The sequence below is a fragment of the Streptomyces sp. NPDC085524 genome (assembly GCF_044541755.1).
Taxonomy (GTDB): domain Bacteria; phylum Actinomycetota; class Actinomycetes; order Streptomycetales; family Streptomycetaceae; genus Streptomyces.
Genome location: NZ_JBITTH010000046.1, coordinates 1 through 24,292, shown reverse-complemented (window position 1 = coordinate 24,292; position 24,292 = coordinate 1). Strand labels below are relative to the sequence as shown.

The 24,292-nt window shown below is 71.7% G+C and carries 28 protein-coding genes and 1 pseudogene; 15 read left to right on the top strand and 14 right to left on the bottom strand.

What is annotated here, in order from left to right:
* Positions 1–49 precede the first annotated feature (49 nt).
* A complete protein-coding gene (locus ACIGFK_RS40850) occupies positions 50–907 on the top strand; it encodes a class I SAM-dependent methyltransferase (protein WP_376657263.1) in 858 nt (285 codons plus the stop codon).
* Positions 908–1,029: 122 nt separating this feature from the next.
* Positions 1,030–3,498 carry a SpoIIE family protein phosphatase gene (locus ACIGFK_RS40845; protein ID WP_376657262.1) on the top strand — a complete coding sequence of 823 codons (2,469 nt, stop codon included), beginning with the start codon at positions 1,030–1,032 and terminating at the stop codon, positions 3,496–3,498.
* A gap of 491 nt (positions 3,499–3,989) precedes the next feature.
* Here the strand turns inward: ACIGFK_RS40845 and ACIGFK_RS40840 are convergent, their stop codons facing one another.
* The 3 genes from ACIGFK_RS40840 to ACIGFK_RS40830 all read right to left on the bottom strand — a co-directional run bounded on the left by ACIGFK_RS40840 (position 3,990) and on the right by ACIGFK_RS40830 (position 6,166).
* Positions 3,990–5,243, bottom strand: a complete 1,254-nt coding sequence (locus ACIGFK_RS40840; protein WP_400055905.1) for an MFS transporter — start codon at positions 5,241–5,243, stop codon at positions 3,990–3,992.
* 76 nt (positions 5,244–5,319) lie between these two features.
* Positions 5,320–5,940, bottom strand: a complete 621-nt coding sequence (locus ACIGFK_RS40835; RefSeq protein WP_376657260.1) for an SMI1/KNR4 family protein — start codon at positions 5,938–5,940, stop codon at positions 5,320–5,322.
* Between the two features lie 31 nt (positions 5,941–5,971).
* Positions 5,972–6,166 (bottom strand): hypothetical protein, encoded by a 195-nt coding sequence (locus tag ACIGFK_RS40830; RefSeq protein ID WP_376657259.1) that lies wholly within the window; start codon positions 6,164–6,166, stop codon positions 5,972–5,974.
* 130 nt (positions 6,167–6,296) lie between these two features.
* Here ACIGFK_RS40830 and ACIGFK_RS40825 point away from each other — a divergent pair, with 130 nt between their 5' ends.
* The 5 genes and pseudogenes from ACIGFK_RS40825 to ACIGFK_RS40805 all read left to right on the top strand — a co-directional run.
* Positions 6,297–6,701, top strand: a complete 405-nt coding sequence (locus tag ACIGFK_RS40825; protein WP_376657258.1) for a PPOX class F420-dependent oxidoreductase — start codon at positions 6,297–6,299, stop codon at positions 6,699–6,701.
* Between the two features lie 81 nt (positions 6,702–6,782).
* Complete coding sequence (locus tag ACIGFK_RS40820; protein WP_386472267.1) at positions 6,783–7,400, top strand: hypothetical protein; 618 nt, start codon at positions 6,783–6,785, stop codon at positions 7,398–7,400.
* Between the two features lie 176 nt (positions 7,401–7,576).
* Complete coding sequence (locus ACIGFK_RS40815; protein ID WP_400055903.1) at positions 7,577–7,990, top strand: hypothetical protein; 414 nt, start codon at positions 7,577–7,579, stop codon at positions 7,988–7,990.
* Between the two features lie 153 nt (positions 7,991–8,143).
* Positions 8,144–8,743 (top strand): SMI1/KNR4 family protein, encoded by a 600-nt coding sequence (locus tag ACIGFK_RS40810; protein ID WP_376657255.1) that lies wholly within the window; start codon positions 8,144–8,146, stop codon positions 8,741–8,743.
* A gap of 4 nt (positions 8,744–8,747) precedes the next feature.
* Positions 8,748–8,978 (top strand): annotated as a pseudogene (locus ACIGFK_RS40805) (DUF5958 family protein); the annotation flags it as partial.
* A gap of 103 nt (positions 8,979–9,081) precedes the next feature.
* On the opposite strand, the gene ACIGFK_RS40800 reads toward ACIGFK_RS40805, so the two are convergent.
* A complete protein-coding gene (locus ACIGFK_RS40800; protein WP_376657254.1) occupies positions 9,082–9,654 on the bottom strand; it encodes a hemerythrin domain-containing protein in 573 nt (190 codons plus the stop codon).
* Positions 9,655–9,894: 240 nt separating this feature from the next.
* On the opposite strand from ACIGFK_RS40800, the gene ACIGFK_RS40795 reads away from it, so the two are divergent.
* Complete coding sequence (locus ACIGFK_RS40795; protein WP_376657253.1) at positions 9,895–10,344, top strand: SRPBCC family protein; 450 nt, start codon at positions 9,895–9,897, stop codon at positions 10,342–10,344.
* A 267-nt stretch (positions 10,345–10,611) separates the two neighbouring features.
* Here the strand turns inward: ACIGFK_RS40795 and ACIGFK_RS40790 are convergent, their stop codons facing one another.
* Together ACIGFK_RS40790 and ACIGFK_RS40785 are read right to left on the bottom strand one after the other, a co-directional pair.
* On the bottom strand, positions 10,612–11,697 hold the full coding sequence (locus ACIGFK_RS40790) for a mechanosensitive ion channel family protein (protein ID WP_400055900.1): 1,086 nt from the start codon (positions 11,695–11,697) through the stop codon (positions 10,612–10,614).
* Positions 11,698–11,786: 89 nt separating this feature from the next.
* Complete coding sequence (locus tag ACIGFK_RS40785) at positions 11,787–12,752, bottom strand: LLM class F420-dependent oxidoreductase (RefSeq protein ID WP_400055899.1); 966 nt, start codon at positions 12,750–12,752, stop codon at positions 11,787–11,789.
* A gap of 343 nt (positions 12,753–13,095) precedes the next feature.
* On the opposite strand from ACIGFK_RS40785, the gene ACIGFK_RS40780 reads away from it, so the two are divergent.
* Both ACIGFK_RS40780 and ACIGFK_RS40775 read left to right on the top strand, forming a co-directional pair.
* Positions 13,096–13,509 (top strand): C40 family peptidase, encoded by a 414-nt coding sequence (locus tag ACIGFK_RS40780; protein WP_400055927.1) that lies wholly within the window; start codon positions 13,096–13,098, stop codon positions 13,507–13,509.
* 620 nt (positions 13,510–14,129) lie between these two features.
* On the top strand, positions 14,130–14,588 hold the full coding sequence (locus ACIGFK_RS40775) for an ATP-binding protein (protein ID WP_386472279.1): 459 nt from the start codon (positions 14,130–14,132) through the stop codon (positions 14,586–14,588).
* Here the strand turns inward: ACIGFK_RS40775 and ACIGFK_RS40770 are convergent.
* Complete coding sequence (locus ACIGFK_RS40770; protein WP_400055897.1) at positions 14,583–14,930, bottom strand: STAS domain-containing protein; 348 nt, start codon at positions 14,928–14,930, stop codon at positions 14,583–14,585. The genes ACIGFK_RS40775 and ACIGFK_RS40770 overlap by 6 nt on opposite strands.
* A gap of 407 nt (positions 14,931–15,337) precedes the next feature.
* Here ACIGFK_RS40770 and ACIGFK_RS40765 point away from each other — a divergent pair, with 407 nt between their 5' ends.
* The gene (locus ACIGFK_RS40765; RefSeq protein WP_376657248.1) at positions 15,338–15,802 is read left to right on the top strand and encodes an ATP-binding protein; all 465 of its coding nucleotides are present in this window, start codon (positions 15,338–15,340) and stop codon (positions 15,800–15,802) included.
* Positions 15,803–15,899: 97 nt separating this feature from the next.
* Here the strand turns inward: ACIGFK_RS40765 and ACIGFK_RS40760 are convergent, their stop codons facing one another.
* The 4 genes from ACIGFK_RS40760 to ACIGFK_RS40745 form a co-directional block, all read right to left on the bottom strand.
* A complete protein-coding gene (locus ACIGFK_RS40760) occupies positions 15,900–17,198 on the bottom strand; it encodes a competence protein CoiA (RefSeq protein ID WP_400055895.1) in 1,299 nt (432 codons plus the stop codon).
* Between the two features lie 64 nt (positions 17,199–17,262).
* On the bottom strand, positions 17,263–17,742 hold the full coding sequence (locus ACIGFK_RS40755; protein WP_376657246.1) for an NUDIX domain-containing protein: 480 nt from the start codon (positions 17,740–17,742) through the stop codon (positions 17,263–17,265).
* Positions 17,739–18,230 (bottom strand): NUDIX hydrolase, encoded by a 492-nt coding sequence (locus ACIGFK_RS40750; RefSeq protein WP_400055893.1) that lies wholly within the window; start codon positions 18,228–18,230, stop codon positions 17,739–17,741. The genes ACIGFK_RS40755 and ACIGFK_RS40750 overlap by 4 nt, the downstream gene beginning before the upstream one ends.
* 80 nt (positions 18,231–18,310) lie before the next feature.
* Positions 18,311–19,219: a SigB/SigF/SigG family RNA polymerase sigma factor gene (locus ACIGFK_RS40745; RefSeq protein ID WP_376657244.1), complete on the bottom strand. Its 909-nt coding sequence runs from the start codon at positions 19,217–19,219 to the stop codon at positions 18,311–18,313.
* Between the two features lie 166 nt (positions 19,220–19,385).
* On the opposite strand from ACIGFK_RS40745, the gene ACIGFK_RS40740 reads away from it, so the two are divergent.
* From ACIGFK_RS40740 to ACIGFK_RS40725, 4 genes are all read left to right on the top strand, one after another.
* Positions 19,386–19,784, top strand: a complete 399-nt coding sequence (locus tag ACIGFK_RS40740) for a helix-turn-helix transcriptional regulator (protein ID WP_376657284.1) — start codon at positions 19,386–19,388, stop codon at positions 19,782–19,784.
* A 99-nt stretch (positions 19,785–19,883) separates the two neighbouring features.
* Positions 19,884–20,096, top strand: a complete 213-nt coding sequence (locus tag ACIGFK_RS40735; RefSeq protein ID WP_376657243.1) for a hypothetical protein — start codon at positions 19,884–19,886, stop codon at positions 20,094–20,096.
* Positions 20,097–20,187: 91 nt separating this feature from the next.
* Complete coding sequence (locus tag ACIGFK_RS40730) at positions 20,188–21,078, top strand: oxygenase MpaB family protein (RefSeq protein ID WP_400055891.1); 891 nt, start codon at positions 20,188–20,190, stop codon at positions 21,076–21,078.
* Positions 21,079–21,309: 231 nt separating this feature from the next.
* The gene (locus ACIGFK_RS40725) at positions 21,310–22,239 is read left to right on the top strand and encodes a hypothetical protein (RefSeq protein ID WP_400055889.1); all 930 of its coding nucleotides are present in this window, start codon (positions 21,310–21,312) and stop codon (positions 22,237–22,239) included.
* 21 nt (positions 22,240–22,260) lie between these two features.
* On the opposite strand, the gene ACIGFK_RS40720 is transcribed toward ACIGFK_RS40725, so the two are convergent.
* The 3 genes from ACIGFK_RS40720 to ACIGFK_RS40710 form a co-directional block, all read right to left on the bottom strand.
* Positions 22,261–22,614, bottom strand: coding sequence for a PRC-barrel domain containing protein (locus tag ACIGFK_RS40720; protein WP_376657240.1), 354 nt, complete (start codon positions 22,612–22,614; stop codon positions 22,261–22,263).
* Positions 22,615–22,719: 105 nt separating this feature from the next.
* Positions 22,720–23,871 carry an amidase gene (locus ACIGFK_RS40715; RefSeq protein WP_376657239.1) on the bottom strand — a complete coding sequence of 384 codons (1,152 nt, stop codon included), beginning with the start codon at positions 23,869–23,871 and terminating at the stop codon, positions 22,720–22,722.
* 199 nt (positions 23,872–24,070) lie between these two features.
* A partial coding sequence (locus ACIGFK_RS40710; protein ID WP_400055887.1) for a transglycosylase SLT domain-containing protein occupies positions 24,071–24,292 on the bottom strand: 222 nt, incomplete at its 5' end.

Here is a 24,292-nt window from a genome sequence, read left to right as displayed (position 1 = left end):
TACTAGGGCCGGGGCGCCCTTCCGCGCCCCGGCGGGAGGGAGTTCACCCATGGGGGACTTCGCCAACACCGTGCAGGCCGAAGCGTGGAACGGTTACGAGGGCGAGCAGTGGGCCCGCAGCCAGGAGCGCTGGGACGCCGTCAATGACGGCTTCAACCAGCCCCTCCTGGACGCCGCGGCCATCGCGGAGACCGACTCCGTCCTGGACGTCGGCTGCGGAGCCGGCCGTACCACCCGTCTCGCGGCCCGGCGCGCCGGCCTCGGCCGGGCGCTCGGACTGGACCTGTCCCATCCGATGCTGGGCAGGGCCCGGGAGAGCGCTCTGCGCGAAGGGGTGGCGAACGTCGCCTTCGTGCAGGGGGACGCCCAGGTCCACCCCTTGCCGGACGAGGGGTTCGATGCGGTCATCAGCCGGTACGGCATGACCTTCTTCACCGACCCCGTCGCCGCGTTCGCCAACCTCCACCGTGCGCTGCGCCCCGGCGGCCGGCTGGCCTTCGTCTGCGCGGCCGAGGCCGAGGCCAACGAGTGGCTTGCGGCACTGGCCTCGCTCGAGGGCATCCTGCCGCTCGGCGGTTTCGGGAAGCCCGGCGGTCCCGGCATGTTCTCGCTGACCGATCCCGGCCGCATCCGCGAGCTGCTCGGCGCCGGAGGCTTCGCCGATGCCGGCGTGCAGCGCGTCGAGGTGCCGGGGAGGTGGGGCGTCGACGCTGCGGATGCCGCCGCGTTCCTGCTGGACTCCGGTCCCGGACGCCACCTGCTCGACCAGGTGACGCCACCCCGGCAGGCCGAGGCGCGCGCGGCTCTGACGGCCGCCCTGCGGCGCCATGAGGCGGACGGCGGGGTGTGGCTGCGGAGCAGTGCCTGGCTGGTCACCGCCGTACGCGGGGAGGCCGCACCGCGCTGACCGGTGCACGGGCCGGTCCGGCACACCGCCGAAGCAGTGCCGGATGGCGTAACGCCCCTGGCCCTCGTTCCGGACATCGACCAGCATGGGGGCAGCGGGACCGGCCGACGAGATGGGCACGCATGCGCGCCACTGAGAGCAACCAGGCCTATCCCTTCGCTGTCACGAACACGGCCGCGGCGCTGCTGGACGACACCGGGACGGTCCTGGCCTGGACACCCGCGGCCGAAGCCCTCCTGGAGCGCCCGTCCGCAGAGGTGTGCGGCCGATCGGTACGGGAGCTCCTGGCCGACCCGAGCAGCTGGGCAGCGGTTCTGGCCCAGGGCGGGCGGGGCGGGCAAGGAAGGCAGGGAAGGCAGGGCCGACACGACGGGTGGGAAGGCCGGGCCACCCTGCGGCACGGCACGGGCCGCGAGCTGGAGCTCGGCTTCCGCGTCATCCCGCTGAACGGCGGCGCGCAGGGGGACACGCCCCGCCGCCTCGTACTCGGTGCACCGCTGGAGCTGGTCGCCCAGTGGCGGCAGGACCACGCCTTCACCGACGAACTGTTCCTGCAGGGCCGAGTCGGCCTGGCCGTCTTCGACGCGGACCTGCGCCTGCTGCGGACCAACACGCACCTGCTGCCGTACACCGGCGTGCCCGTCGAACTGAAGGGCCGGCGGCTGGCCGACTTCCTGTGGGCCGAGGACTCACGGGTCGTCGACGACCGGCTGCGCGAGGTCCTGCGCAGCGGGGAGCCGCTGATCGGTTTCAAGACGACCGCACGCACCCTGGACGACCCGCGAGGCGGCAGGGTCGTCACCATCCAGGCGTTCCGGCTCCAGGAACCCGGCGGAGATCCGATGGGTGTGGCAACGGTCTTCACGGATGTCACCGACCACGAGCGGTCGCGTGACCGCCTGGACCTCCTGTACCGCGCGACCGGCGCGCTGGGCGGTTCCCTGTCCGTCCTGCGCACCGTCGAGGACCTGGTCACGGTCCTGGCGCCCTCGTTCGGCGACTGCGCCGCGGTGGACCTCGCGGAGACCGTTCTGACCGGTGGCGAACCACCCGCTGACGCACACCTCACGCTCCCCCTGCTCCGCCTGGCCGTCGCCGGAGCGGAGGCAGACGTGCTGCGTACGGGTACGGCCCAGTTCATGGCGCCTCTCTCCCCGGGCCCGCCCGGCGCGCCGGAGTGCCGGGGAGAGCTGGTCACCGGCCTCGGGACCCGGCCCGCGGAGCCCGGGACCGATGCCGCCGCGCAGTGGGCCGCCGCCGTTCCGGGTACGCATTCGGCGATGACGGCGCCGTTGTCCGCACGGGGCATCCGGTTCGGACGGCTCACGCTCTGGCGCACCGGGGACACCCGCCCGCTGGACGAGGACGACCTGGCGCTCCTGGAGGAGATCGCCGCCCGTGCAGCCGTTGCGGTGGACAACGCGCGGCGGTACACCAAGGAACGCCGCACCGCCGTGGGCCTGCAGCGCAGCCTCCTGCCGCCGGCCACCTCGGAAACGCCCGCACTGGAGGCCGCCAGCCTCTACCTGCCCGCCGAAGCGGACAGCGGAGTGGGCGGCGACTGGTTCGACGTCATCCCGCTGTCGTCGGCCCGTGTCGCCCTGGTCGTCGGGGACGTCACCGGTCACGGGCTGCACGCCACGGCCATGATGGGGCGCCTGCGCAGTGCCGTACGCGCGATGGCGGACCTGGAGCTGGAACCGGAAGAAGTCCTGGCGCACGTGGACGACATGGTCCTGCAGGTCGTCGCCGAGGCCGAGAGCGACGGCCTCGAGGACGGTGTGGTGGGCACGCCGGTACCCCGCGGTCCGGCCGGGGCCACCTGCCTGTACGCCGTCTACGACCCGGTCACCCGGAGCTGCGTCATGGCGAGTGCCGGACACCCGCCCCCGGCCGTGGTCAGCCCGGGCGGCACCGTCGAGTACGTCGACCTCAGCCCCGGTCCGCCCCTGGGGGTCGGGGGCTGGCCGTTCGAGCCCGTGGAACGGGTTCTGCCGCCGGGCAGCGTCCTCGCCCTGTACACCGACGGCCTGATCGAACGCGGAGAGGGGGACATCGACCAGGGCATGAGCGACCTCGCGGACCGCCTGCTGCGCGCGGACGTGCTCGGCCGGCCGCTGCGGCAGGCCCGGCACGACGTGATGGAAGGCCTGCCGCCGGGCAGGCTGAAGGACGACGTCACCCTCCTGCTGGCCCGCACGCGTGTGGTGGACGCCGACTCCATCGCCACGTGGCGGCTCGACGCCGACCCGGCGGTCGTCGGCGACGCACGCCACCTCGTCCTGGATCAGCTGACCGCCTGGGACCTCGACGAACTCGCCTTCAGTACGGAGCTCATCGTCAGCGAGCTCGTGACCAACGCCATCCGTCACGCCGGCGGCCCGGTCCGGCTCCGTCTGATCCGAGCGGACACGCTGACCTGCGAGGTCTCGGACTCCAGCAACACACAGCCGAGGATGCGGCGCGCGCAGAACTCCGAGGAAGGCGGCCGCGGTCTGTACATCGTCGCCCAGCTCTCGCACCGCTGGGGCAGCCGCTGCACGCTGGGCGGCAAGACCGTCTGGTCGGAACAGCACCTGCCCCTCGGCTGACGGACCCTGCCCCGGGCCGGGCCGACGGTACGGACGGGGAAGGACACCGACCGTGCCCGGGTCGGCTCCCGGCGTCCCCGCCGACGTCGTCGACCTCCTCGGCCTGCCGGGCGACGGCGCCGTCGGCTTCACCAGGAGCGCCACGATGGCCGACTTCACGTGCCTGGCCGCCGGGCGCGACGCGATACTGCGGCGCGCCGGGTGGAACGTCGCGCGCGACGGGCTCACGGGCCTGAACGTCCCCTCCGACTGCGGCCTCGCATCGTGCGCGACGCGGGCGCGGTCCGGGCGGCGATGGGCCTGCGCGGCGACTTGGCACGGGCGGCGCGTCATGCGGGTCTCGGTGAGCAACTGGTCCACGACGGACGAAGACGTGACGCGCACGATGGAGGCGATCGGCGCGCAGCCGCCGGCCCCTGGTAGCAGGGCGGCACCCGGGCGAGGAGCGTTCGGTTCGCGGCCCTCGCGCAGGGCGGCGGCGAACCCCGGGGCTATGCGTGCGCCTCGTCCGGCTTTCGGCTGGGTTCCGCGACGGCAGCGCCCTCGCGCGCCCGGGTCCGGGTGCCCCAGCGTTCGAGCGAGGGGCCCGTGGCGCCCACAGCGGCGAAGAACACGCCGAGGAGCAGCCAGCCTGCCGTACCCGCTCCGAGTACGACGGTGGTGAGGATGGCGGGGGCGAGCGCCTGGCCTGCGCTGAAACCGATCCCAAGCAGTCCCTGGTACTGGCCCTGGGCATGGTCGGGCGCCAGCCCGAAGCCGAGGGCGAAGCAGGCCGACGACTCCCATATCTCCCCGAGACTGTGGACGAAGATCGCCACGACCGCGAGGCCGGCGGCCGCCCACACGGGAGCGTGCGCGGTCAGGGCCATCAACGGACAGCTGAGGAGGAAGAGCAGCCCTGCCGTGCGGAACGCTCTGCCGCCGTCGCGAAGCGTTTCGATCCGGGATCCGATCCTGGTCTGCAGGACGACGCAGACTGCGGAGTTGATCGCGGACACCGCGGCCACGGTCCAGCGCGGGGCGTCCGTGTGTTCCGAGATCCAGATCGGCAGGATCAGGGACACCGTCGCGTACTGCAGCCCCATCGCACCGTAGAGGACCGTGAAGGCCACGAACGGGCGGTCGGTGAGCGCGATCCAGCGGCGCTCCTGCGGTGCCGCCGGCGCCGCCAGTGCCTCGTACGGGGGGAGCAGGAACAGCAGGAGGGCGCACAGTGCGAAGCTGGCCGCGTTGCCCAGGATCAGCACGGTGTAGGCGGTACGGGAATCCGCGGCGACCGCGAACCCGGCACCCACGGTTCCCAGGACGACGCCCAGATTGACGTAGGTCCGGAGCTTCGCCCTGAACAGGGCTGGGCGGTCCGTCCCGACCCGGACGACGAGGGCCCCCCACGCTGCGCCGCCGGCTGCCGCGGCGAGCTGGTCGACGGTGGCGATGACCGTGAGGCCGGCCCAGCTCTCGACGAGCACGAGAGCGGACATGGCCAGCGCCTGAACCGCCAGAGCGAGCATCATGATCGTGCGCGGCCCACGCCGATCGGCCAGATGGCCTCCCGGTATCCCCGCGAGCAGACCGATCAGGCCGGCGACGGTGAGGGCGGCGCCGACCTGCACTGCCGGAAGACCCACGACCAGCGTGAAGTAGAGCGCCGACGCCGTGTTGAAGAGCCCGTTGCCGACGCGGTTCACGAAGCTGGCCAGGATCAGCACCCGCTCCGACCTGTTGCGCCCTGCCATGGCAGCCATGCGGCCGGACGATCTCCCCTTGATCATGGCCGCAGGCTAGCAGCGGCTCCGGCCGACGGCCGGTGGCCCTCTCCCCTCAGCCCCGCCCGGCGTACCGCCACCGGGTTCCCCGGACCGTGGCCCGGGGGCCCCAGGGGGCGCTTGCGACGGTCGCGGGTGAGGTGAGTCCCAGAGCCCGGTTGTCCTTGCCGTCCCGCATGTGGTCGAGCCAGCGTTCGTACCAGCTCAGGAAGTCCCGCGCCGAGGAGACGTTCGCCTGCCAGAAGCCGTCGGCGTTGCCCGTGACCATGCGGCCGGTGAGGGGCCCGGTCACGCCGATGAGGCACAGGTCGGTGCAGCCCATCTCGACGATGTGGAGGAACCTGTCCCCTTGCAGCGCTTCCGGGCGGTTCACGTGGTGGAATCCCCGCGGGGCGCCGTCCGGCGGCTGCCGGTCCATCGTGAACAGCCTGCAGTCCTTCAGCGGAAGCAGACCGTAGAAGGGACCGGCACCGCTGCCTCCGAGTTCCACGAGGAATTCCCGGTAGGCCGGCGGCAATGCGATGTGGTGTTCGGCTTCGAAGGCGTCCACGTCCGCGGAACGGGCGCGCGGTCCGACGCGAAACTGATGGCGCTCGGCGCCCATCGAGTGGCTGCGCTGCGGCAGGTACGGCGTCTTCGCCAGCTTGGAGCGTATACGTGCTGTGCGGGAGTCCATCGGCGGATCTCTTCTCTGGTCCGCCGACACTCTACTCGCGCCTGAACGCCACAGCACCGAGCGAGGTTCGGCCGAGGCCGGACGGCAGCCGGCGCACCGCCTCCGCCACTGCCTCGTGCGCCGTCGCGAACCGGCCGATGTCCTGCAGGGCCGCTCCCTCCCGCCAGGCTCGGGCGGCCCTGGCGACCTGCGCCAGCTCGTCCGTCGTGCCGTCGACGAGGGGCATCCCCTGGAACGGCTCCTCGGCACGGATCGACGAACACGCCGCCCCGGTGACGGTCTGCCGGATGCGACGAAAGCCCCACGAACTGAGATATACGGGAGGTGACATCCGCACCAGTACGGAGGGACCCATCGTGTCTGCTGAGCTCAGCGAGCGGCTCAAGGAACTGCTCGACACCCCCGTCTTCGTCAACATCGCCACCATCCAGCCCGACGGAAGCCCGCAAGTGTCCCCCGTCTGGGTGATGCGTGACGGCAACGACGTGCTGATCTCGACGACCGTGGGCCGGCAGAAGGAGAAGAACATGCGCCGTGACCCGCGCGTCACCGTGCTGCTCCAGCCCTTTGACGCCCCGTACGGGTACGCGGAGATCCGCGGCACCGCCGAGCTCACCACCGAGGGCGGCCAGGAGCTGATCGACGAGCTCTCGGTGAAGTACAGCGGCAAGAAGTACCGCGAATTCAACCCGGCTTCGGTCGACGACGCGCCGCGCGTGGTCGTCCGGATCACCCCGAGGAAGATCGTCGGTCAGCTCTGATTCCCCCGTTCCTGTGCCCCGTGTGGCCGGAAGGGTTACGGGGCACAGGAACGGCACCGTCGCCGGAACAGGAGCACAGCGATGCGCCTCTACGCCCAGACCCGAGCACGTCGTTGCCGACAGGTGCTCGCCGATTGCCTCGCTCTGCTCGTGATCGCAGCCGCAGTGAGGTTCGCGCTGGCTGTCCACGACGGGATCATGCTGCTGGCCGAACCGGGGCGGAAGGTGGAGGACGCGGGCGGGAGTCTCGCCTCCGGCCTCGGCGATGCAGGGGATGCGGCCTCGAACGTTCCGCTGGTCGGGGGCATCCTCAAGAAGCCGCTGCAGTCCGCCGCCGATGCCAGCAACGGGCTCTCCGACGCCGGGCAGTCCATGCAGGACGTGGTGGGCCGCGTCGCCAACCTGACTGCATTCGCACTGATCGTCACCTCGGTGGCCGTCGTGCTGGTGCTCTGGATTCCGTTGCGCGTGCGCTGGATCCGGCGCAGCGCTCTGATCCAAGGCCTTCTCGACGCCCCCGGCGGCACCGATCTGCTCGCCCTGCGGGCCCTGACCGGGCCGATGAAGGACCTCGCCAGGGTCCCCGTTCCGCCAGGCGGCCTCGCCGATGCCTGGCGCCGGGGAGACGAACAGGTCATCAACGACCTGTCCCGGGTGGCGCTCAGGCATGCCGGTCTGCGCCCTGACGTCAACGCTTGACGGTGATCGTGGAGTGCTTCTTGCCGGGAGCGGTCGTGTCGGCGTGGACGGAGCCGCGAGCCGTTGGTCCGCCGCGTCGTGCCCGCCGCCCGGAGCGTCCCGGCCGGACACCGGAACCGGATGGGGACGGATGATCTCTTGGGGAAGAGACCCGTACATCCATCGTGGAGAGCGCCGTGGACACAAGACGTGCAGCAAGATTCATGCCGGCAGCGGTCGCCGTTCTCGGTGGTGCGCTCGTCCTGGGCGCGCTGGTGGAACGGACGGACGGACGGCTCTACGTCTTCTGCCACACGCACCCGGAGATCGACCGGGTGACGTGGACGGCCCTCGCCCTCATAGCGGGCGCGCTCGTCGCCTCCCTGGTCGGCGCCCTGGTCCTCGCCAGGACGCGGCCCCGTACCGTCCTCCCGGGCGCGGCCTGTCTGGCCGCCGTCCTCCTGATGCTGAGCGGCGCGGACGCGACCGACGCGTACGGCGAAGAGCTCGCCCGGGCGGCAGCGGCCACCGGCCGCCCGGACGGCGGGAACTGCGAATACGTCGTCCCCACCTACACCGCGACACCGGGCGCCTTCTTCCCCTTCACCTGAAGCCGAAGCTGACCGGCGGTGGGGGGTGGGGCTGCGGCAGCGCGGCCGCGGCGGGCCTCAGCAGGTCGAGTGGAAGAGCCCGCCGACCCTTATGATCCAGGGCACGACCGGATGCCCGTGTACGGGCGCGCCCGTACACCTGTTGGGGACTCCATGACCGACCACCTGGCCGCTGCCATGACGATGCTCGGCCCTGCCCGGTACCGCTACGCCGATCCGATGGCCTGGGAGCAGCTCCACTCCGACCTCGGGATCCTGCTGCCGTCCGACTACCGGGCCGTAGTGGACGCGTACGCTCCCGTCCGCCTCAACTGCCACCTGTACTTGCACCATCCCGCAACCGGGCGCTGGAACTTGGGTCAGGGCATCCGCGACTCGGTCCGTGCCTGGTCCGAGGTGGATTGGGACGGCCTCGACCCCGACGAGGACCCGCGCCTGCTGTGCGGACTCGAGGATCTGTGCTTCGGCACCCGCGACGGGTTGTGGCCGATCGCGAGCAGCGACCGGGGCGAGACGGTCTTTCTGGTCGGTGCGGACTCCGCAGCCCCATGGCTCCTGGTCGAAGACGGGGAGGGCGGCTGGGCACGGTACGACATGTCCTTCGCAGAATGGCTCTATCGCTACCTGGTCGGCGAGGAGATGGCCGGCCCCGGGAGCTCTGCCTTCTACCCCGGCCCCGTGCGACTGGAGCACCTCCCGATGTCCCCCGGCGACCTCCCCGAGCCCTGGTACGGACCCGACCGGGGCATGTAGCAAGATGACCGAACCGAACAGTGCGGACGGCCGCTGCATCCGGCGCGAGACCGAACGGGTCGTCAACGAAGTCGCCCAGGAGCTGCGCACCTTGGAGGACGGGACGGCCTGGTTCTCCGGACTCTCCCCGGCGCTCCGGGCAGAGGCGCTCCAAGAGGTCACCGGCTACGCGATGCAAGCGCACATCACGGCCGCGAACGGCCGGGCAGGAGTGGTCCGGTCCGGGATGCAGCCCACGGCCAACCCGCCGCAGGGAGAGGTACTGCAAGGGCGACTGCGGACACACTTGGCACAACCTGCACCCGGACCGCGAGCAGCCGTGACGCCGGAGGCCGGCGTCAGTCGCCGCGGCCGGTGGCGAAGTCCCGCGCCCGGTCGACCAGTCCGGTACCGGCGGACAGCAGCCGGTTGTGCGGCTGCGAGGCGAGGACGCCTGGGTGGGGCCTGGTCGGCGCGAGCCTCTTGGCCCGCCTGACCTTGGCCCCCAGCTTCGCCAGGGCTTCGGGGGAGCACGCCTGGCGGAGCCTGGGGAAGAGGTTCTCCTCCTCGTCGTGCACGTGGGCGGTGACCTCCGCCTTCAGCGCGGTGATCAGCTGGTCGAACGCGGGGCCTGCGGCGTCCAGCCCTTCGAGGTCCTTCAGCAGCTTCTCCACGTGGGCGTGGTCGGCCAGCTCCTTGTCCGCGATGAGGTCTCCGTCCGGGAAGTGCTCCCGGACCACCGGGTAGAGGTGTTCCTCCTCCGCAACCGAGTGCCGTACCAGCTCGATGGTCAACTGGTCTGCCGCCCTTTGCCGTTCGCCCGCCGGGGTGGTGTGCTCGATCCTGTCGAACAGTGCGGCCACCTCGTGGTGGTCGGCGGTCAGTTCGGCGATGATGTCCGCCGCCCCTGCACGTCCCTGTCCCTGTCCCATGCCATGACCCTTCCCGTTCGATCGGCCTCGACCGGTCGGTGCTCGCCGGTCGTTGCGCGGGTACCCGGGATGGCACGGCGCTAACGGACCTCGGTGAACCCGTCGGCCGTCGGCCGCCGGCACATGGTGCACTCGGGGCCGGGTAGCCGGGCCCTGAAAGGGACTTGAGGGCGGCGACGACCGGCAGCACCGAATGAGGTGCGGCGGTCCGCCGTCGACGACGACACGGAAGGTTCGCACATGTCGCACGTCGAAGAGTACGTCGAGGTCAACGTTCCCGTACGCACCGCCTACAACCAGTGGACGCAGTTCGAGGACTTCCCCGCCTTCATGGAAGGGGTCGAACGCATCGAGCAGCGCACGGACACGCTCACCCACTGGGTGACCAACGTGAACGGTGTACAGCGTGAATTCGACGCGCAGATCACCGAGCAGCTCCCGGACCGGCGCGTGGCCTGGATGACGGTGGACGGTGATGCCCGCCAGGCCGGGCTGGTCACCTTCCAGCCGATCGACGCGCACACCACCAAGGTCGTCCTGCACATGAACTGGGTGCCCACGGGACTGGCCGAGGCCGCCGCCGACAAGCTCGGTTTCGTGAGGCGCCAGGTCGCCGGAGATCTGAAGCGGTTCAAGCTCTTCATCGAGGCGCGGGGCGTCGAGACGGGCAGCTGGCGCGGTGAGATCTGACGCGCGGCCATCGCGCGCCGCGCTCCGGCGGCCGGGAGCCGGGTGCCGGGTGCCGGGTGCCGGGTGCCGGGTGCCGGGTGCCGGGTGCCGGGTGCCGGGTGCCGGGACACCCGCACTACAGGCCGTTGGTCGCCCGGGCATGGACACGGACACGTCCACGCGGTGCTGGTGCCGTGCCCACGCCCGGGCAACACCGGCGGAGTTCTCGGCCGACGGCGCCCCGCGCACTTCGGCGTCCTCCCCGTTCGCCGCGCAGGTACCGGCAGTTCAGTCGCGCAGCGTAGAGGTGCGCTGTGCCTCCTGCGCGCTGTCGTCGCCGTCCCGCTGCGGGCCGACGATGACGCGCGGCAGGGCGTCCGGGTGCTTCTCCGCGAGCCAGGCGACCAGTTGCTCCCGTACCGCGCACCGCACGGTCCACAGGTCGTCGGCGTCCTTGGCCGTGACGATGGCCCGTACGACGATGGTGGACGGTGTCGTGTCGGTGACGGCGAGGTCCCAGCCCCGGCCGTCCCATTCCCGGCAAGCGTGCAGGATCTCCTGAACCTTGTTGCGCATGAGGTCGACGGGGGCGCTGTGGTCGCAGTGGAGGAAGACGGTGCCGGTCATCTGGACGCCGCCGCGCGACCAGTTCTCGAAGGGGCGGGTCGTGAAGTACGAGACGGGCATGGTGATCCGGCGCTCGTCCCACGTGCGTACGGCGAGGAAGGTGAGGGTGATGTCCTCCACGACCCCCCACTCCCCCGCGACGACGACCGTGTCTCCGAGGCGCACCATGTCGCCGAACGCGATCTGGAAGCCGGCGAACAGGTTCCCGAGGGTGGACTGGGCCGCAACGCCGGCCACGATGCCGATGATCCCGGCGGAGGCCAGCATGGAGGTGCCGAGGGCGCGGAAGCTCGGGAAGGTGAGGAGCATGGCCGCGGCCGCGACGACGCCGACGACGGCGGTCAAGACCCTGGTGATCAGGCTCACCTGCGTACGGACCCGGCGCACCCGGGCCGGATCGCGGGTGCCGGTCGCGTAGCGGGCGTAGCCGGATTCGACGACCGCGGAGGCCACCCCCACGATGAGCCAGGCACCGGCGCCGATCAGGACGAGGGAGAGGATCCGGCCGGCGGTGGCGGCGTTGTCCTGCAGCGGCTGCCAGGCGGTCTGCCGGTAGGCACCCCTGAGGAGTGCGGCGAGCAGCACGATCTGGAAGGCCGGGCGGCAGCGGCGCAGCAGGTTCCACAGGGGCGTTTCGGCGTGACGTGCGTCGGCTCGGCGGAGCAGCCGGTCGACTGCCCAGCCGGCCGCGACGGTGAGCAGGAGCGAACCCCCCAGGACGGTCAGCAGGCGAAGAGCGCTGTTCATAGCTCCTCAGCAGGTGTAGGCGACAGGGACTTCCATGCCCCTGCCCCGAGCCGGGGAACTGACACGAGGGGTATGCGGAATCACAGCTTTCACAGGTCGCGCAGGGCGGGCAGCAGTTTCGCCTCGGCCCATTCCAGGAACGGCTGCTGGTGGTCGCCTCCGATCTGGACGAGTGCGACCTCGGTGAACCCCGCTTCCGCGTAAGGCCGTACGGCGTCGACGAACGCGTCGACTCCGTCACCGCAGGCGATGGCCCCGGCCACGTCCTCGGGCCGCACGTACCGGGCGGCCTGGTCGAAGCCGGCGGGGCCGGGGAGCTCCGCGTTGACCCGCCACCCGCCCAGGGCCCACCGGAACTGGTCGTGCGCACGGGCGACTGCGGCGTCGCGGTCGGTGTCGTAGCAGACGGGGAGCTGGCCGATGCGGGGCTTGCCCGCGCCGCCGTGCGCGTCGAACGCCTCCAGGAGGTCCGGCTTCGGTTCCGTGGCGATCACCAGGTCGCCGAGGCGGCCGGCGAGTTCACAGGACCGGGGGCCGGAGACTGCGATGCCGAGCGGGGGCGGCTGGTCGGGAAGGTCCCAGAGGCGGCCGTTCTCGACGTCGAAGTGGGCACCGTGGTGGCTGACGTTCTGCCCGGTGAGCATGCGCCTGATGATGTCGACGGCCTCCTCCAGCATCTGCAGCCGTACGGGGGCGGCGGGCCAGCCGGCTCCGACGATGTGCTCGTTGAGGTTCTCCCCCGAGCCCAGCCCCAGCCGGAACCGGCCGCCGGAAAGGACCTGCATCGTGGCCGCCTTCTGTGCGACGACAGCAGGGTGGTAGCGGAAGGTCGGGCAGGTCACGTACGTCATGAGCGGGATCCGTGACGTGGCCTGCGCGGCGGCGCCCAGGACGCTCCACGCGTAGGGCGCGTGCCCCTGTGCGTCCAGCCAGGGGAAGGAGTGGTCGGAGATGACGGAGAAGTCGAATCCGGCGTTCTCCGCACCGACCACGTGGGACACGAGCTCACGGGGTCCGGCCTGCTCGGTCATCATCGTGTACCCGATGCGCACCATACGGGGCGCCTGCCACGATCCGGCCCGCCCAAACCCGCTACCGAGCGGAAGCCCCGTGGAAGGCGCCCTGACCTGTCCCGATGTCGCGGCTTTCCCTCCTGCGCGGACTTTTCATATGAACGTCCGGCATATCATCTCCAGGCACTTTGCCGAACCGATACATTTCCGGCCGTGTCTGACACCCCCGAGCGTGAACCTTTCGGGCAAAAATAGGCGGTCGTCGGGAGCCGTAACGCAGTCACCGAGAACAGCCAGCACCAAGGTCTTGTTCCTGTATCTGAATGCGGAGGTATCGCGATTGCCGAAAATAAAAAAGAGCCGCGCGGCGCATCGCTGTCCAGCCTTGATCCTCGTGATTTCCGTGACCGCCCTGTTCGCGCCCGCAAGCCCCGCCCAGGCCGCTTCCCCTTACGGCACAAAGGCCGTCGCCGTCGCCGCCTCGAAAAAGGGTGCCCCTTACGTCTACGGCGCCACCGGGCCCAGAGAGTTCGACTGCTCGGGCCTCACCCTCTACGCGTTCCGGAAGGCCGGCCGGCCCCTTCCCCGCACCGCCGACGCGCAGTACGAGAACACACAGCACATCTCGCGCTCCCAACGCACCCCAGGTGACCTGGTCTTCTTCCCCAACGGGGGCACGATGGGCCACGTCGGCATCTATGCGGGGCAGGACAAGATCTGGCACGCCCCCAAACCCGGCACCCGCGTGCGGCTCGAACGCATCTGGACCGACTCGGTCCACTACTCCCGAGCAAATTGAGCAGCCGACGCGTTCCCGCTCCCACCCCCACTCCCCTTCCCGTTCTCGTTCTCGTTCGCGTTCCCGCCGTCGATTGCGTGACGAAACCCGGCCCGCAAGTCCATCCGGAAGAAGGAATCATGTTCATAAATACCCAGGGAATCATATCTCCGACATCCGGGCCCGGACGTTCGCAACCCGGACACCGCCACCCTCGACCCCTCCCCCGGCCCTGCAATTGAATTGTTCCCCGCTTCCGGGGAATGAATGGATGCATACCGAAGACAATTGCACCTCGATGACGCCTCGCCCGGCAGTTGGCGGCCGGACGCAAACCACAGGGCCACGATCAGCCCGACGACCGCGACCAGTGATCCGACGCCGCTGTGTCCCTGCAGCCGTGTCACGGCGTCGCCGAGCACGTCCCGGGCCGAGGCCGGGGCCGGCCTCCGCAGGATGGCCAGCACGCGCTGCCTCGTCGACCCGCCGGCGATGCCCAGCAGGTACACGAGGACCAGGAGGGCCGGGAAGATCGCCAGCACCCCGTTGGCGAGGCTGCGGAAACAGCGCGTGCAGCGGGTGCCCTCCCGGACTGCGGGTAGACGAATCGGCGGCGAACGACACACCACCGATGAAGTGAGGTGAGGGCATTGGCGGTCAGGGCAGTGGGCTGGGCGCGCTCGTTTCCGGTTTCGAAGGGAGTGCGGGCGGCACGGCAGTGGACCGCCTGGCACCTGGCGTTGCTCCCGTGGGACGACTCGGCTGCGGACACGGCGCATTCCGTGCTCCTGACCGTCTCCGAACTCGTCACGAACGCCCACCTGCACGCGGCGTGCACCGCCCACCTCGTGCTGACGTGGGACGGAAGCTGCCTCCATGTCAGCGTCGCGGACTCCGATCCCCGGCTGCCCAGCCCGCGCGCGGCCGACGCCCACGCCACGGGGGGCCGCGGGCTGGACATCGTCGCCACCCTGGCCGACTCCTGGGACGTCCACACGTTCCACGGCGGCAAGGCGATCACCGCGTGTTTCCGCCCCCGGGGCGGATCCTTCCCCCACACCGGCCGGCCTCCCGGCCGGGGCGGGGCGCGCCCGTCATGACGCGCGGACGGCGTCCTCGACGCTCGGGTACAGGGAGAGGACGGTATCGGCCCCCGTCAGGGCGAAGAGGCGGCGGAGCTGATCGCCCGGGGCGGCGATGCGCAGGGTGGTGAGGCGGTGCACTTGCAGGAGCAGGTTCAGGAACGACGAGTCGCCGAAGGTGACGGAGCCTGCGTCCAGTACCACCAGCCGGTACTGGTCCGCGGCTGCCGCGAGCGCCTCCTCCAGGGGGCCCAGGGTGTCCTGGTCGAGCTCGCCGTACGCGGCCACCACCCAGCCGGCGCCCGCCGGGTAGCCGTCCCCGACCACGCCTTCGTGGTCGGCCTCCCTCGCTCCGGTCATGTCCGCGCCTCCCCGGATCGTCACGTGTACCGCCTCCGCAAGGGAGTATGCCTGCTCGTCGACGGCCGGCGGCCGCCCGGGCCGCGGGCACACGGGCCGAGGTGGCCGAACACGCGATCTTCGACGTGGAGTGTGTGGGGCCGAGGGGATCGGGCAGGCGCGCCCGGGCAGCCGTCAGTCGATCGGGAAGGAAGGGCCTGACCCGGCCATGGAGCTGTTCGAGGACTTCCACCCGCCCTGACCCGGCTGCGTGCCGGTCTGTTCACGGAATGGGCAGTCGGTGATGCCGTCCCGTGAGGGCGGCGGTCGAGGGCGGCGGTCGCCTAGACTGTCTGGACCTGTTCGGGCGGGTGGCAACGGTTCTCGCGAGCAGGATCAGCGTCAACGACGGGGGGTGGGAGACCACAGTGGAAACCATCGGGTCCGCAGCCGGCGATCCGCTGCGCACCGGGCTTTCCGCCGCAGGGCAGCGCCGCCGGCTCTCCCTGTCCGGCGTCCGCGGCCACGTGGCCAAGGGCCGCGACTTCACGCGCCAGGCCTTGCTGGACTGGGGCTGGGACGGGACCGAGACCGCAGAGGACGTCCTGCTCCTCGTGTCCGAGCTGCTCACCAACGCATCGCTGCACGCGGGTGGTTGCATCGAGCTCGCGCTCACGGCCGGCGAGGTCCTGCGGATCGAGGTCTACGACGGCACGACGACGCCGCCCCGCCCCAACCCCGCCCCACAGCGAGGCCTCCCCGGAGGGCACGGCCTGTACATCGTGGAGCGCATCTCCGACCGCTGGGGCACCCGTACCCACGAGAACGGAAAAGCCGTCTGGGCCGAGATCGAGGCGTCCCGGCTGACCTCGGGCAGGCCCACGGGCCGGTGACCCCGCCCGGAACGGCCGGGCCCTCGCCCCTCGCCGCCGTCACGTCATCGCCGCTGCTCCGGATGCCGCGGCCGGTTTCCGGCGTCCGGCCTCGTACTCACACCGCCCGGCTGGTCCCGTCGGACCCGACGGACCCCACGGGTGAACCCGCCGCGCCATCGGGGCCGACACGTACGAAGCGGCTGCGCCCGGTGACCGGGTTCAGCACCGCGACCTTGAGAGGGCTCTTCGCGGCTGCCTGGATGCGGGAGAGCCACGTCCGGTCCGGTACCAGTATCGTCAGGTCCGCCGGCCACCGGGCGAGAGCCATCGGATCAGGGCACACCACACCGGCCAGTTTGAATCCGCTGCCTGCCCATCTCTCCCGCGAGTAGACGAGCAGCCCGTTGCCGTGGGCCGGACTCCGAGTGCCGTACGTGATCGCCTTGCCCGAAGCGGACCGCACCATCTGCGTGAAGGACTCCCATGCCGAGGCGTCCAGTCCGGCGTACTCGAAGAAGCCCGCCAGCCGCTGCAACTCCTCTTGCCGTGCCAGCTTCCGTGCCCTCGCGCGCTCCTCGGCTGCCTGGCGACGCTGCACGGCGGCACGGGCCCGTTCCTCGGCTTCCCGGCGGCGGCGTTCGGCGTCGGCGGCCCGCTCGACGGCTTCGGCCTCGGCCTCCAACCGGGCGCGGGCCACGGCCAGATGCTCGTACGCGGGAGCCGTCCACCACACGGTGCCGCTCACGTTGGTGTGGGCGTGAACCCGCTCCTCGAGGATCCACTTGACCGCGTCACCGAGCGAGCAGGTTATGTGCTCCCACTTCGCCTTCGCCTTCAGGGTGCGCGGCGCCCAGGCGTAGCGCACCATCCCGTGCCACACCGTCCAGTTCTCGCCGCGCCGGTGCGGGAAGTGCACGCGCAGCGAAGGCACGACGCGCTCCCACGGCCGGTCCTGGAGGGCGACCCAGCACACCGCCACCCCGTCCTGCGCGTAGCGGTCCGTGCGCATGCGCGCGTCCTGCGGCGTCATCGGCGACAGCTGCGCCTCCAGCGCCATGAAGGGCCGGCCGTCCCCGTCGTAGACCAGGACGTCGGCGCGCCAGTTGCGGGACTCGCTGCTCACTTCCAGGTCGGCCCGGAACCCGGCGGCCCTGGCCGCCATGGCCAGCTCCAGCTTCAGCAGGTGGTGCTCCGGCGACTCGTTCGCCAGTTCGCAGTCCTTCGGCCGCACCTGGTGGTAGAAGTGGCGGGCACTGCGTTGGGAGACCCGGGCGAAGACCCGTCCCCGACACTCCGGGCACGCCAGCTCCAGCTCCTTGACGCGATGGACGTCCGTCCAGGCGCGACCGCACCCGAGATCGTCCAGCGACGCGTCCAGCCTCCCCCATGACGGGTGTACGGCGGTAAACCCCATCAGCCCCCCTCATTCGCCACCTCGTCAGCGTCCCCCGTCCGGGAGTGGATCACGCCTCATCCGATCAGGCCATGTCGCCCAGGTACTGCGTCTGCCACGTACCGGCCGCAGCCCGGGCGGCGACGTCGGTGAGCCGGTCGCGCAGGTACAAGGGGATCATCCGCAGGCCGCCGACCTCGGCGAGCGGCACCCACTCGACCCCGGTGTGGGTCGGATCCGGAATGCTCCCGCCCAGCGTGGACGGCTCCGCGACGACCTCGCACCAGAACAGCGCATCGACGCGGTGGTTGCGGTCGTACGCGATGGGGCCTACCTCGTGATGGGCGGGGATGTGTTCCCGCAGGAACAGCAGCTGCCCGGCGCGAACGGTCACTCCGGTCTCCTCCAGCACCTCCCGCTCGGCGGTGCGGTGCAGGGGCTCGCCCGGCTCCTGTCCGCCGCCGGGCGGCAGCCAGGTGTCCGGCTGGGGCCAGTTGCCCCTGACGAGCAGGACGTGGCCGTCGCGGACCACCAGGCCGGTCGCGGCCGTGCGGATGCGGTTCATGCGGGCATCCCCTCCTGCAGGTGGACGGCGCGGCCGGCCAGGGCGGCGGCGTGGAGCGCCGTGAGCGTACGGCGGTGCGCCGCGAGAGGGTCCGGAAGGCCGTCGGGGTGGTGGAAGGCGTGCCGGTCGTGTTCGGCGCTGAGCCGGATCCGCCGGCCGGCGGGGAACCGCGCGGCGAAGAAGTAGTCCACGACCGGGCCCGTGCCGAGGACGTCGGCCCTGTGGTCGATGCCGATGAGGAGGCATGGCTCCGAATCGAGCACGATGCCGGTCTCCTCGTCCAGCTCCCGGCGGGCCGCCGGCCACGGGTTCTCGCCCGCGTCGAGCATCCCGCCCGGTAGCCACCACGTCCCGCTGGCCTCCTCCTGGCCGGGGCCGTAGCGGAGCAGAAGCATCCGGTCCTGTTCGTCCAGCAGCATGACGCACGACGCCACGAGCGCCTGGGGCTGCGTCTTCACCCACTCCGCGCGGGGGATCCAGTCGCCCACTCGCACCTCCCTTTCCGTGCAACGATCGCAGAGACGGAAGGCGATCCGCACCGACCGGTCCAGGCCGAAGTGGCGGCCTATCAGGCGTGGATCTGCTCGCGCAGGGCGCCCAGGGTGCGCGCCAGCAGTCTGGAGACGTGCATCTGGGAGAGGCCTAGCTCCTCACCTATCTGCGCCTGGGTCATCTCCTGGCCGAAGCGCAACTCCAGGAGGCGGGTGCTGCGTTCGTCCAGTTCGGCGAGCAGGGGCGCCAGGGCGTGCCGGTATTCGAAGGATTCCAGGGCGGGGTCGACGTCGCCCAGGGTCTCGGCGAGGCTGCGCGCGTCCTGTCCGTGAGGCCCCCCGGCTCCGGCTGCGGGATCCGCGGGCGCGTCCAGGGATTGGGCGGAGTATCCGTTGGCCGCGACGAGACCCTGGCGGACCTCCTCCTCGGTGAGGTCCAGGTGTGCGGCGAGTTCCGCCGGAGTGGGCGCGTGGCCCAGTACGGAGGTCAGCTCCTCGGTGGTCCCGGCCAGCTGCGAGCGCAGTTCCTGGCAGCGGCGCGGGACCCGTACGGCCCAAGTGGCGTCCCGGAAGTGGCGCTTGATCTCGCCCGTGATGTACGGCAGGGCGAGCGTGCTGAACTGCGTGTTGCGGTCGGGGTCGTAGCGGTCGATGGCCTTGATCAGGCCGATGATGCCGACCTGCACGATGTCGTCGTTCTCCGGGCCCCCGGGCCGGTCGCGGAAGGGGCGCGCGGCGAAGTGCACCAGCGAGATGTTCATCTCGATCAGCGTGTTGCGTACGTACTGGTACGCACGAGTGCCCTCTTCGAGACTCCGCAGCCGTTCGAAGAACACGCGGGTCAGCTGTCGGGCCTCACCGGTCGGCAGCTCGGAGGGGCAGGGCACGTCCGGCAGCCCGCTCAGTTCGGGGGCGCCTGCGACACCACCGGCGGGGGCGGTGGGGGTCGTACGGGTCCGGGCCTCGGCTGCGGCCGTGAAAGTCATCGTTTTCGCTCCTTGGGCACGGGGGCTTGCGGTGCGTAGCGCGAGCGGTCGGCCGAACGGGGGGACCCCGCTCGGCTCTACAGCACCCTGCCCGGCCCGCGGACGTACGTCAAGCAATACCGGAAATGCAGTTCCGGATTGGCTTTTCGTGAGTCCTCGCTCAAGAATGGGCGGCGTGGAGAGCGAGCACACGAATCCCCGCAGGAACCGCTGGACCTTCCTGACGAACCACGCCCGGGTCCTGATCGCCATCGCGCGAGACCCGGGTGTCCGCCTGCGCGACATCGCCACGGACTGCGGACTCACCGAGCGCACCGTGCAGACGATCGTCACGGACCTGGAGGCGGACGGGTACCTCACCCGGACCAGGGACGGCCGGCGCAACCGCTACGTCATCGCCCCCGGCGCGCGCTTCCGCCATCCGGCGGAGGCCGGCCGCGAGATCGCAGGCCTGTTGGCCTACCTCGCCGCCCCGCTGACCACCCCGCCGGCGCCTTCCGATGACGCGCCGGAGCAGGTGTCGTACGAGGCGTCCGGCGACGGACCGCCGCGCGCGGCGGGGTAGCCGCCGGGAGGGTGCGCCCGCCCCGGCCCCGTTTCGGCCGTGGCGGGGCGGGTAGCCGCGCAGGCAACCAACCGACCCTCTCGTGAGGAGGCAACTCGTATGGGTGGCATAGGCGGTTGCATTGCCTTGATCGTGGTGGGGGCCACCCTCACCTTCGCCAGCGACTGGCAGATGGACGGCGTGAACCTCGACGTGGTCGGGCTGATCATGATGGGCGCCGGGTTCCTCGGGCTCGGCGTGTACGCGAGCGTCATGCGGCGACGGCGCGCGGCCGCCCTGCCGATCGTGGACGAGAGCCGCGACCGGACCTGACCAGGGGTCCGGCCGCACGACACGGCCGCGGCGCAGGTGCACCGACGGCCGACGGCTTTCCAGGGCGGGACCGCCGCGCGACACTTGAACCGTGAACCGGTCGGGAGGGCTGAGCCGGCTGGTGTCGCCGCGGGCGCGCGACCGCTTGGGCGACGCCCTCTTCAGCCGTGTGGCCGGTCCGTCCGGTGCGGAGAACCGGGCCAGGATCCACGGCGCCCCGGGGCCGAGATGGTTCGCCCCCGACGAGCCGATCCGGCGGGTGCACGCAGACGCCTCGATGTTCGCCGGGGGGCTGAGCGCCCTGCTCCTGCAGTCCCTGCACCCGCGGGCGATGGCCGCGGTCGCCGCCCACTCCGGCTACCGGGGCGACCCCTGGGGCCGGCTCCAGCGCACCAGCACCTTCCTGGCCGTCACCACCTTCGGCACCGCCGAGGACGCGCAGCGTGCGGTGGACGGCGTACGGGCGGTCCACGCACGCGTGAGCGGCCGGACCCCCGACGGGGAGCCGTACCGCGCCGACGACCCGCACCTGCTCGAGTGGGTGCACATCGCCGAGGTGGACAGCTTCCTGCGGGCCTACCAGCAGTACGGCTCCCGGCCCCTGGACGCGGCCGAATGCGACGCGTACGTCGACGCCGCGGCCCGGGTCGGCCGGTCTCTGGGCGTGCTCCGGCCGCCCCGCGGGGCGGCCGAGCTGGCAGAGCGGATCGAGGAGTACCGCCCGGAGCTCCGCAGCACCGAGGCGGCCCGGTCCGCGGCCCGCTTCATCCTGGTGCACCCCCCGCTGCCGTGGCCGGCGCGGCTGCCGTACGGGATGCTGGCGGCGGCCGCGGTGTCCCTGCTGCCGCCCTGGGCCCGGGAACCGCTGGGCCTGCCCCTGCTGCCGCGGACCGAGCGGTGGTGCGTACGGCCCGCGGGGGCAGCGGTCACGGGCACCATCCGCTGGGCGCTGCACCGGCCGCCGCCGGCTGCCACCGGCTGACGGCTCGGGCGCACGTCAACCGGCGCGTGCGCGGGGGCCGGTGTGGGCGAGGGCATCTACGAGCTGGCGGGCCATCTTGAGCTCCCCGGCGCGGCCCTCACCACCTGCCGCATTCGCCCCCTTGAGTGACACCGGGCTCCTGCCCGCCCCGTCGCGCTCCACCCGTACTCGATCGAGGAGCCCGTCCGGCAGCGGAGGGCGGAGTCGAGCCCCTGGGGGGACAGTGGTGAGGTGGCCGATGATGTCGATGCGGTGGAGTACGAGCTGTACGGGCTGGCGCCCGCGCAGTTCACGGCGGCCCGTGACGCCCTGGCGGCCCGGGCCCGCAAGGCGGGCGACGGCCCGGCGGCCAAGCGCATCACGGCCCTGCGCAAGCCGACGCTCGCGGTCTGGGCGGCGAACCTCCTCGCCCGCGCGGATCCCGGCCAGGCCGACCGGCTGCAGGAACTCGGCCGGCAGTTGCGCGAGGCACACCGGATGCTGGCGGGCCCGGAGCTCAGGGAGCTCTCGCACCGGCAGCACCGGGTGATCGAGGCGATGGCCCGCGAGGCGTCCCGCCTGGCCGGCGAGGCGGGCCAGGCGGTGTCCGAGGACGTCCGGCGCGGGGTCGAGGAGATCCTGCACTCCGTCCTGGCCGACCCAGGCACCGCCGCCACCTGGGCGCGCGGCGTCCTGGCGCAGGCGCCGCCCCGGACGGTCGGATTCGCCGGGCTCGAGCCCGCGCCCGGCGCCACACCCGGCCCGCCCCGCCGCGCCGCCGGCACACCCGCCGACGGGGCCGGCCGGACGACCGCTTCACGTGCGGAGGCGGAACGCCGGGCACGCGAGCAGAAGCGGGCCCGGGTGAAGGCGGAGGCGGAAGCGCAGGCGGAGGCGGACCGGGCCGGCCGGGCCGCGGAACAGGCCGAAGAAGCCGTCGCCCGCGCCGAGAGGGAACTTACCCGCGCTCGCGCCGAACTCGAAGCGCTCGACGGGCAGATCACCGGCCTGCGGCACCAGCTCGACCAGGCCCGGAAGGGACGGTCGCGCCTCGACGACGCCGTGCAGGCCGCCGTCCGCGACCATCGGCAGGCGGACCGGGACGCGAAGAACGCCCGTACGGCCGCCCGGAAGGCACAAGGGGCCCTGCAGGCCCTCGAGGGCCCGTCACGCTCTGGCTGAACCACCAGGGGCAGAGGTGCCTCACATCGGGGGCAGGCCGCCGTAGTACCCGCCGAGCTCGTGCCGGTAGCTCTCGTCCTGCAGGTGCTTGTCCCGTATGAACTCGGGGGCGCTCTTGATCTGTTCCTTGGTCAGCCCGACGTGGATCTTCTCGTCCTCGGTGTCGATGCCGAGGACGGTGCTCGCCGGGAGGAGGACCTCCTTGCCGAAGATCCACGGGCCGGTGTCCACGACCAGGAAGGCGGATCCGGCCTCGTCGGAATGCTTGTCGACCTTGCCGATGCTGCCGTCGGTGGCCTCCACCTTGTACCCGGACAGGTCCACATCGGCGATGCGGCCGACGGTCGCTCGGTAGACCCAGATGTTCTCGGTCATGGAGAACAGCTCCCTTCGTCGATCCGTGTGCGTTCATGGCCCGCCTGCCCGGACTCTCCGGAGATACACGTCGGTGATTCCGCCAACCCGCCACCGTCGGCAGCCTCAGGCAGTCAGCGTGCGGTGCCACCCTTCGGCGACGGCAAGAAGTGCTGCGTCGGCGTGGTGGCGGGCGATCAGCTGGAGGCCGACGGGCTCGCCGTTCGGTGTTCGGCCGGCGGGCAAGGTGAGCGCAGGGTGGCCCGAGAGGTTGAAGGCCCAGGTCAGGGCTACGCTCATGCGTGCTCCGGGACCCTCGTGGCCGTGCGGGGGGTGCGGCGTGGTGGGGGTGGCGATGAGGTCGGCCCCTTCGAAGACCTCGTACAGGACCTGCCCGTTGGCCCGGATCAGGGCCTCGGTGTCCGGGTCGGTGGCGCCGGCGCGCAGAGCGGTCCAGGCAGGACCCGGATCGCGCAGTCGTACCGGATGCCCGACGAGGCTGCACAGTCCGGCGCGTGCGATCCGGTGCAGGGCGCGGCGGGCCGTGTCCGCGATCTCCGGGTCGGTGGCGGCGTACCCCAAGGTGGGGGTCCAGGCCACCTCGGGCGTTCCGTCGACCGCGGCCGCCCGGTGAAGGTCAGGGGCGACGGTACGCAGGTAGACCGCGGCGTCCGCAGGGGTGCGGGTGAGCACGCCGGGGCTGTTGAGTCCGGCTCGATCCCGGGCGGGCAGCAGGCCGTTGGTGGGCTTGAAGCCGGTGATGCCGCACCAGGCGGCGGGGATGCGCACCGATCCGGCCCCGTCGGATCCGGTGGCGAGCGGTACGAGACCTGCGGCGACCGCGGCTGCGGACCCGGCCGAGGATCCGCCCGGGGACCAGGCGGAATTGAGCGGATTGAGCGTGGGACCGCGGTCGGTGGCGCCGTAGGTCTGCCAGCCGGTGCCGGAGCGCGGTACGGAGGTCGCTCCGATCGGCACGCACCCGGCGGCGATCAGCCACTGGTTCTGTACGGAGTCGGCGCCTTCGCTCGCCTTGACGGCGATCGGCACCCCGGCCAGGGGCAGGGGTTCCCCACGGGCTACGGCTGCGTCGACCTCGGCGGCCCGGGCCCGGGCCGAGTCGGGCCACAGCGCGGTGAAGGCGCGCAGGGCGCCGTCGCGTTCGCTGCTCACGGCCAGCGCGATGTCGACGAGTTCTCCCGCCGTCACCTTGCCGCCGTTGACCAGGTCGGCGATTCCGGTGGCGGACAGCGACGTGTACAGGTCGTCGTCGAGCATGCGGACCCTCCTGCTCTCGGGGCCTCGGCGCGTGGGTGGTCGCGCGGCTCCGCGCCAGTGCCTGCCAACCCCCGGGCAAGACGGGGGCTTGTGCTCAGACAATCAGATCTGCAGCAGTTGCCGGAGGTCGGCCGGATACGCGAAGACGCTCGGCCGGGAGCAGATCCTGGCCGAGCGTCTTCGTGCGTGTGCTGCCGGTTCAGTACCAGTGGTTGGCGGACCAGAAGTTCCAGGCGCCGACCGGGCTGCCGTAGCGGGAGTTCATGTAGTCCAGGCCCCACTTGATCTGGGTGGCCGGGTTGGTCTTCCAGTCCGCGCCCGCCGAGGCCATCTTCGAGGCCGGCAGGGCCTGGGCCAGGCCGTACGCGCCGGAGGAGGCGTTGGTGGCCGTGTAGTCCCAGCCGCTCTCATGCGAAATGAT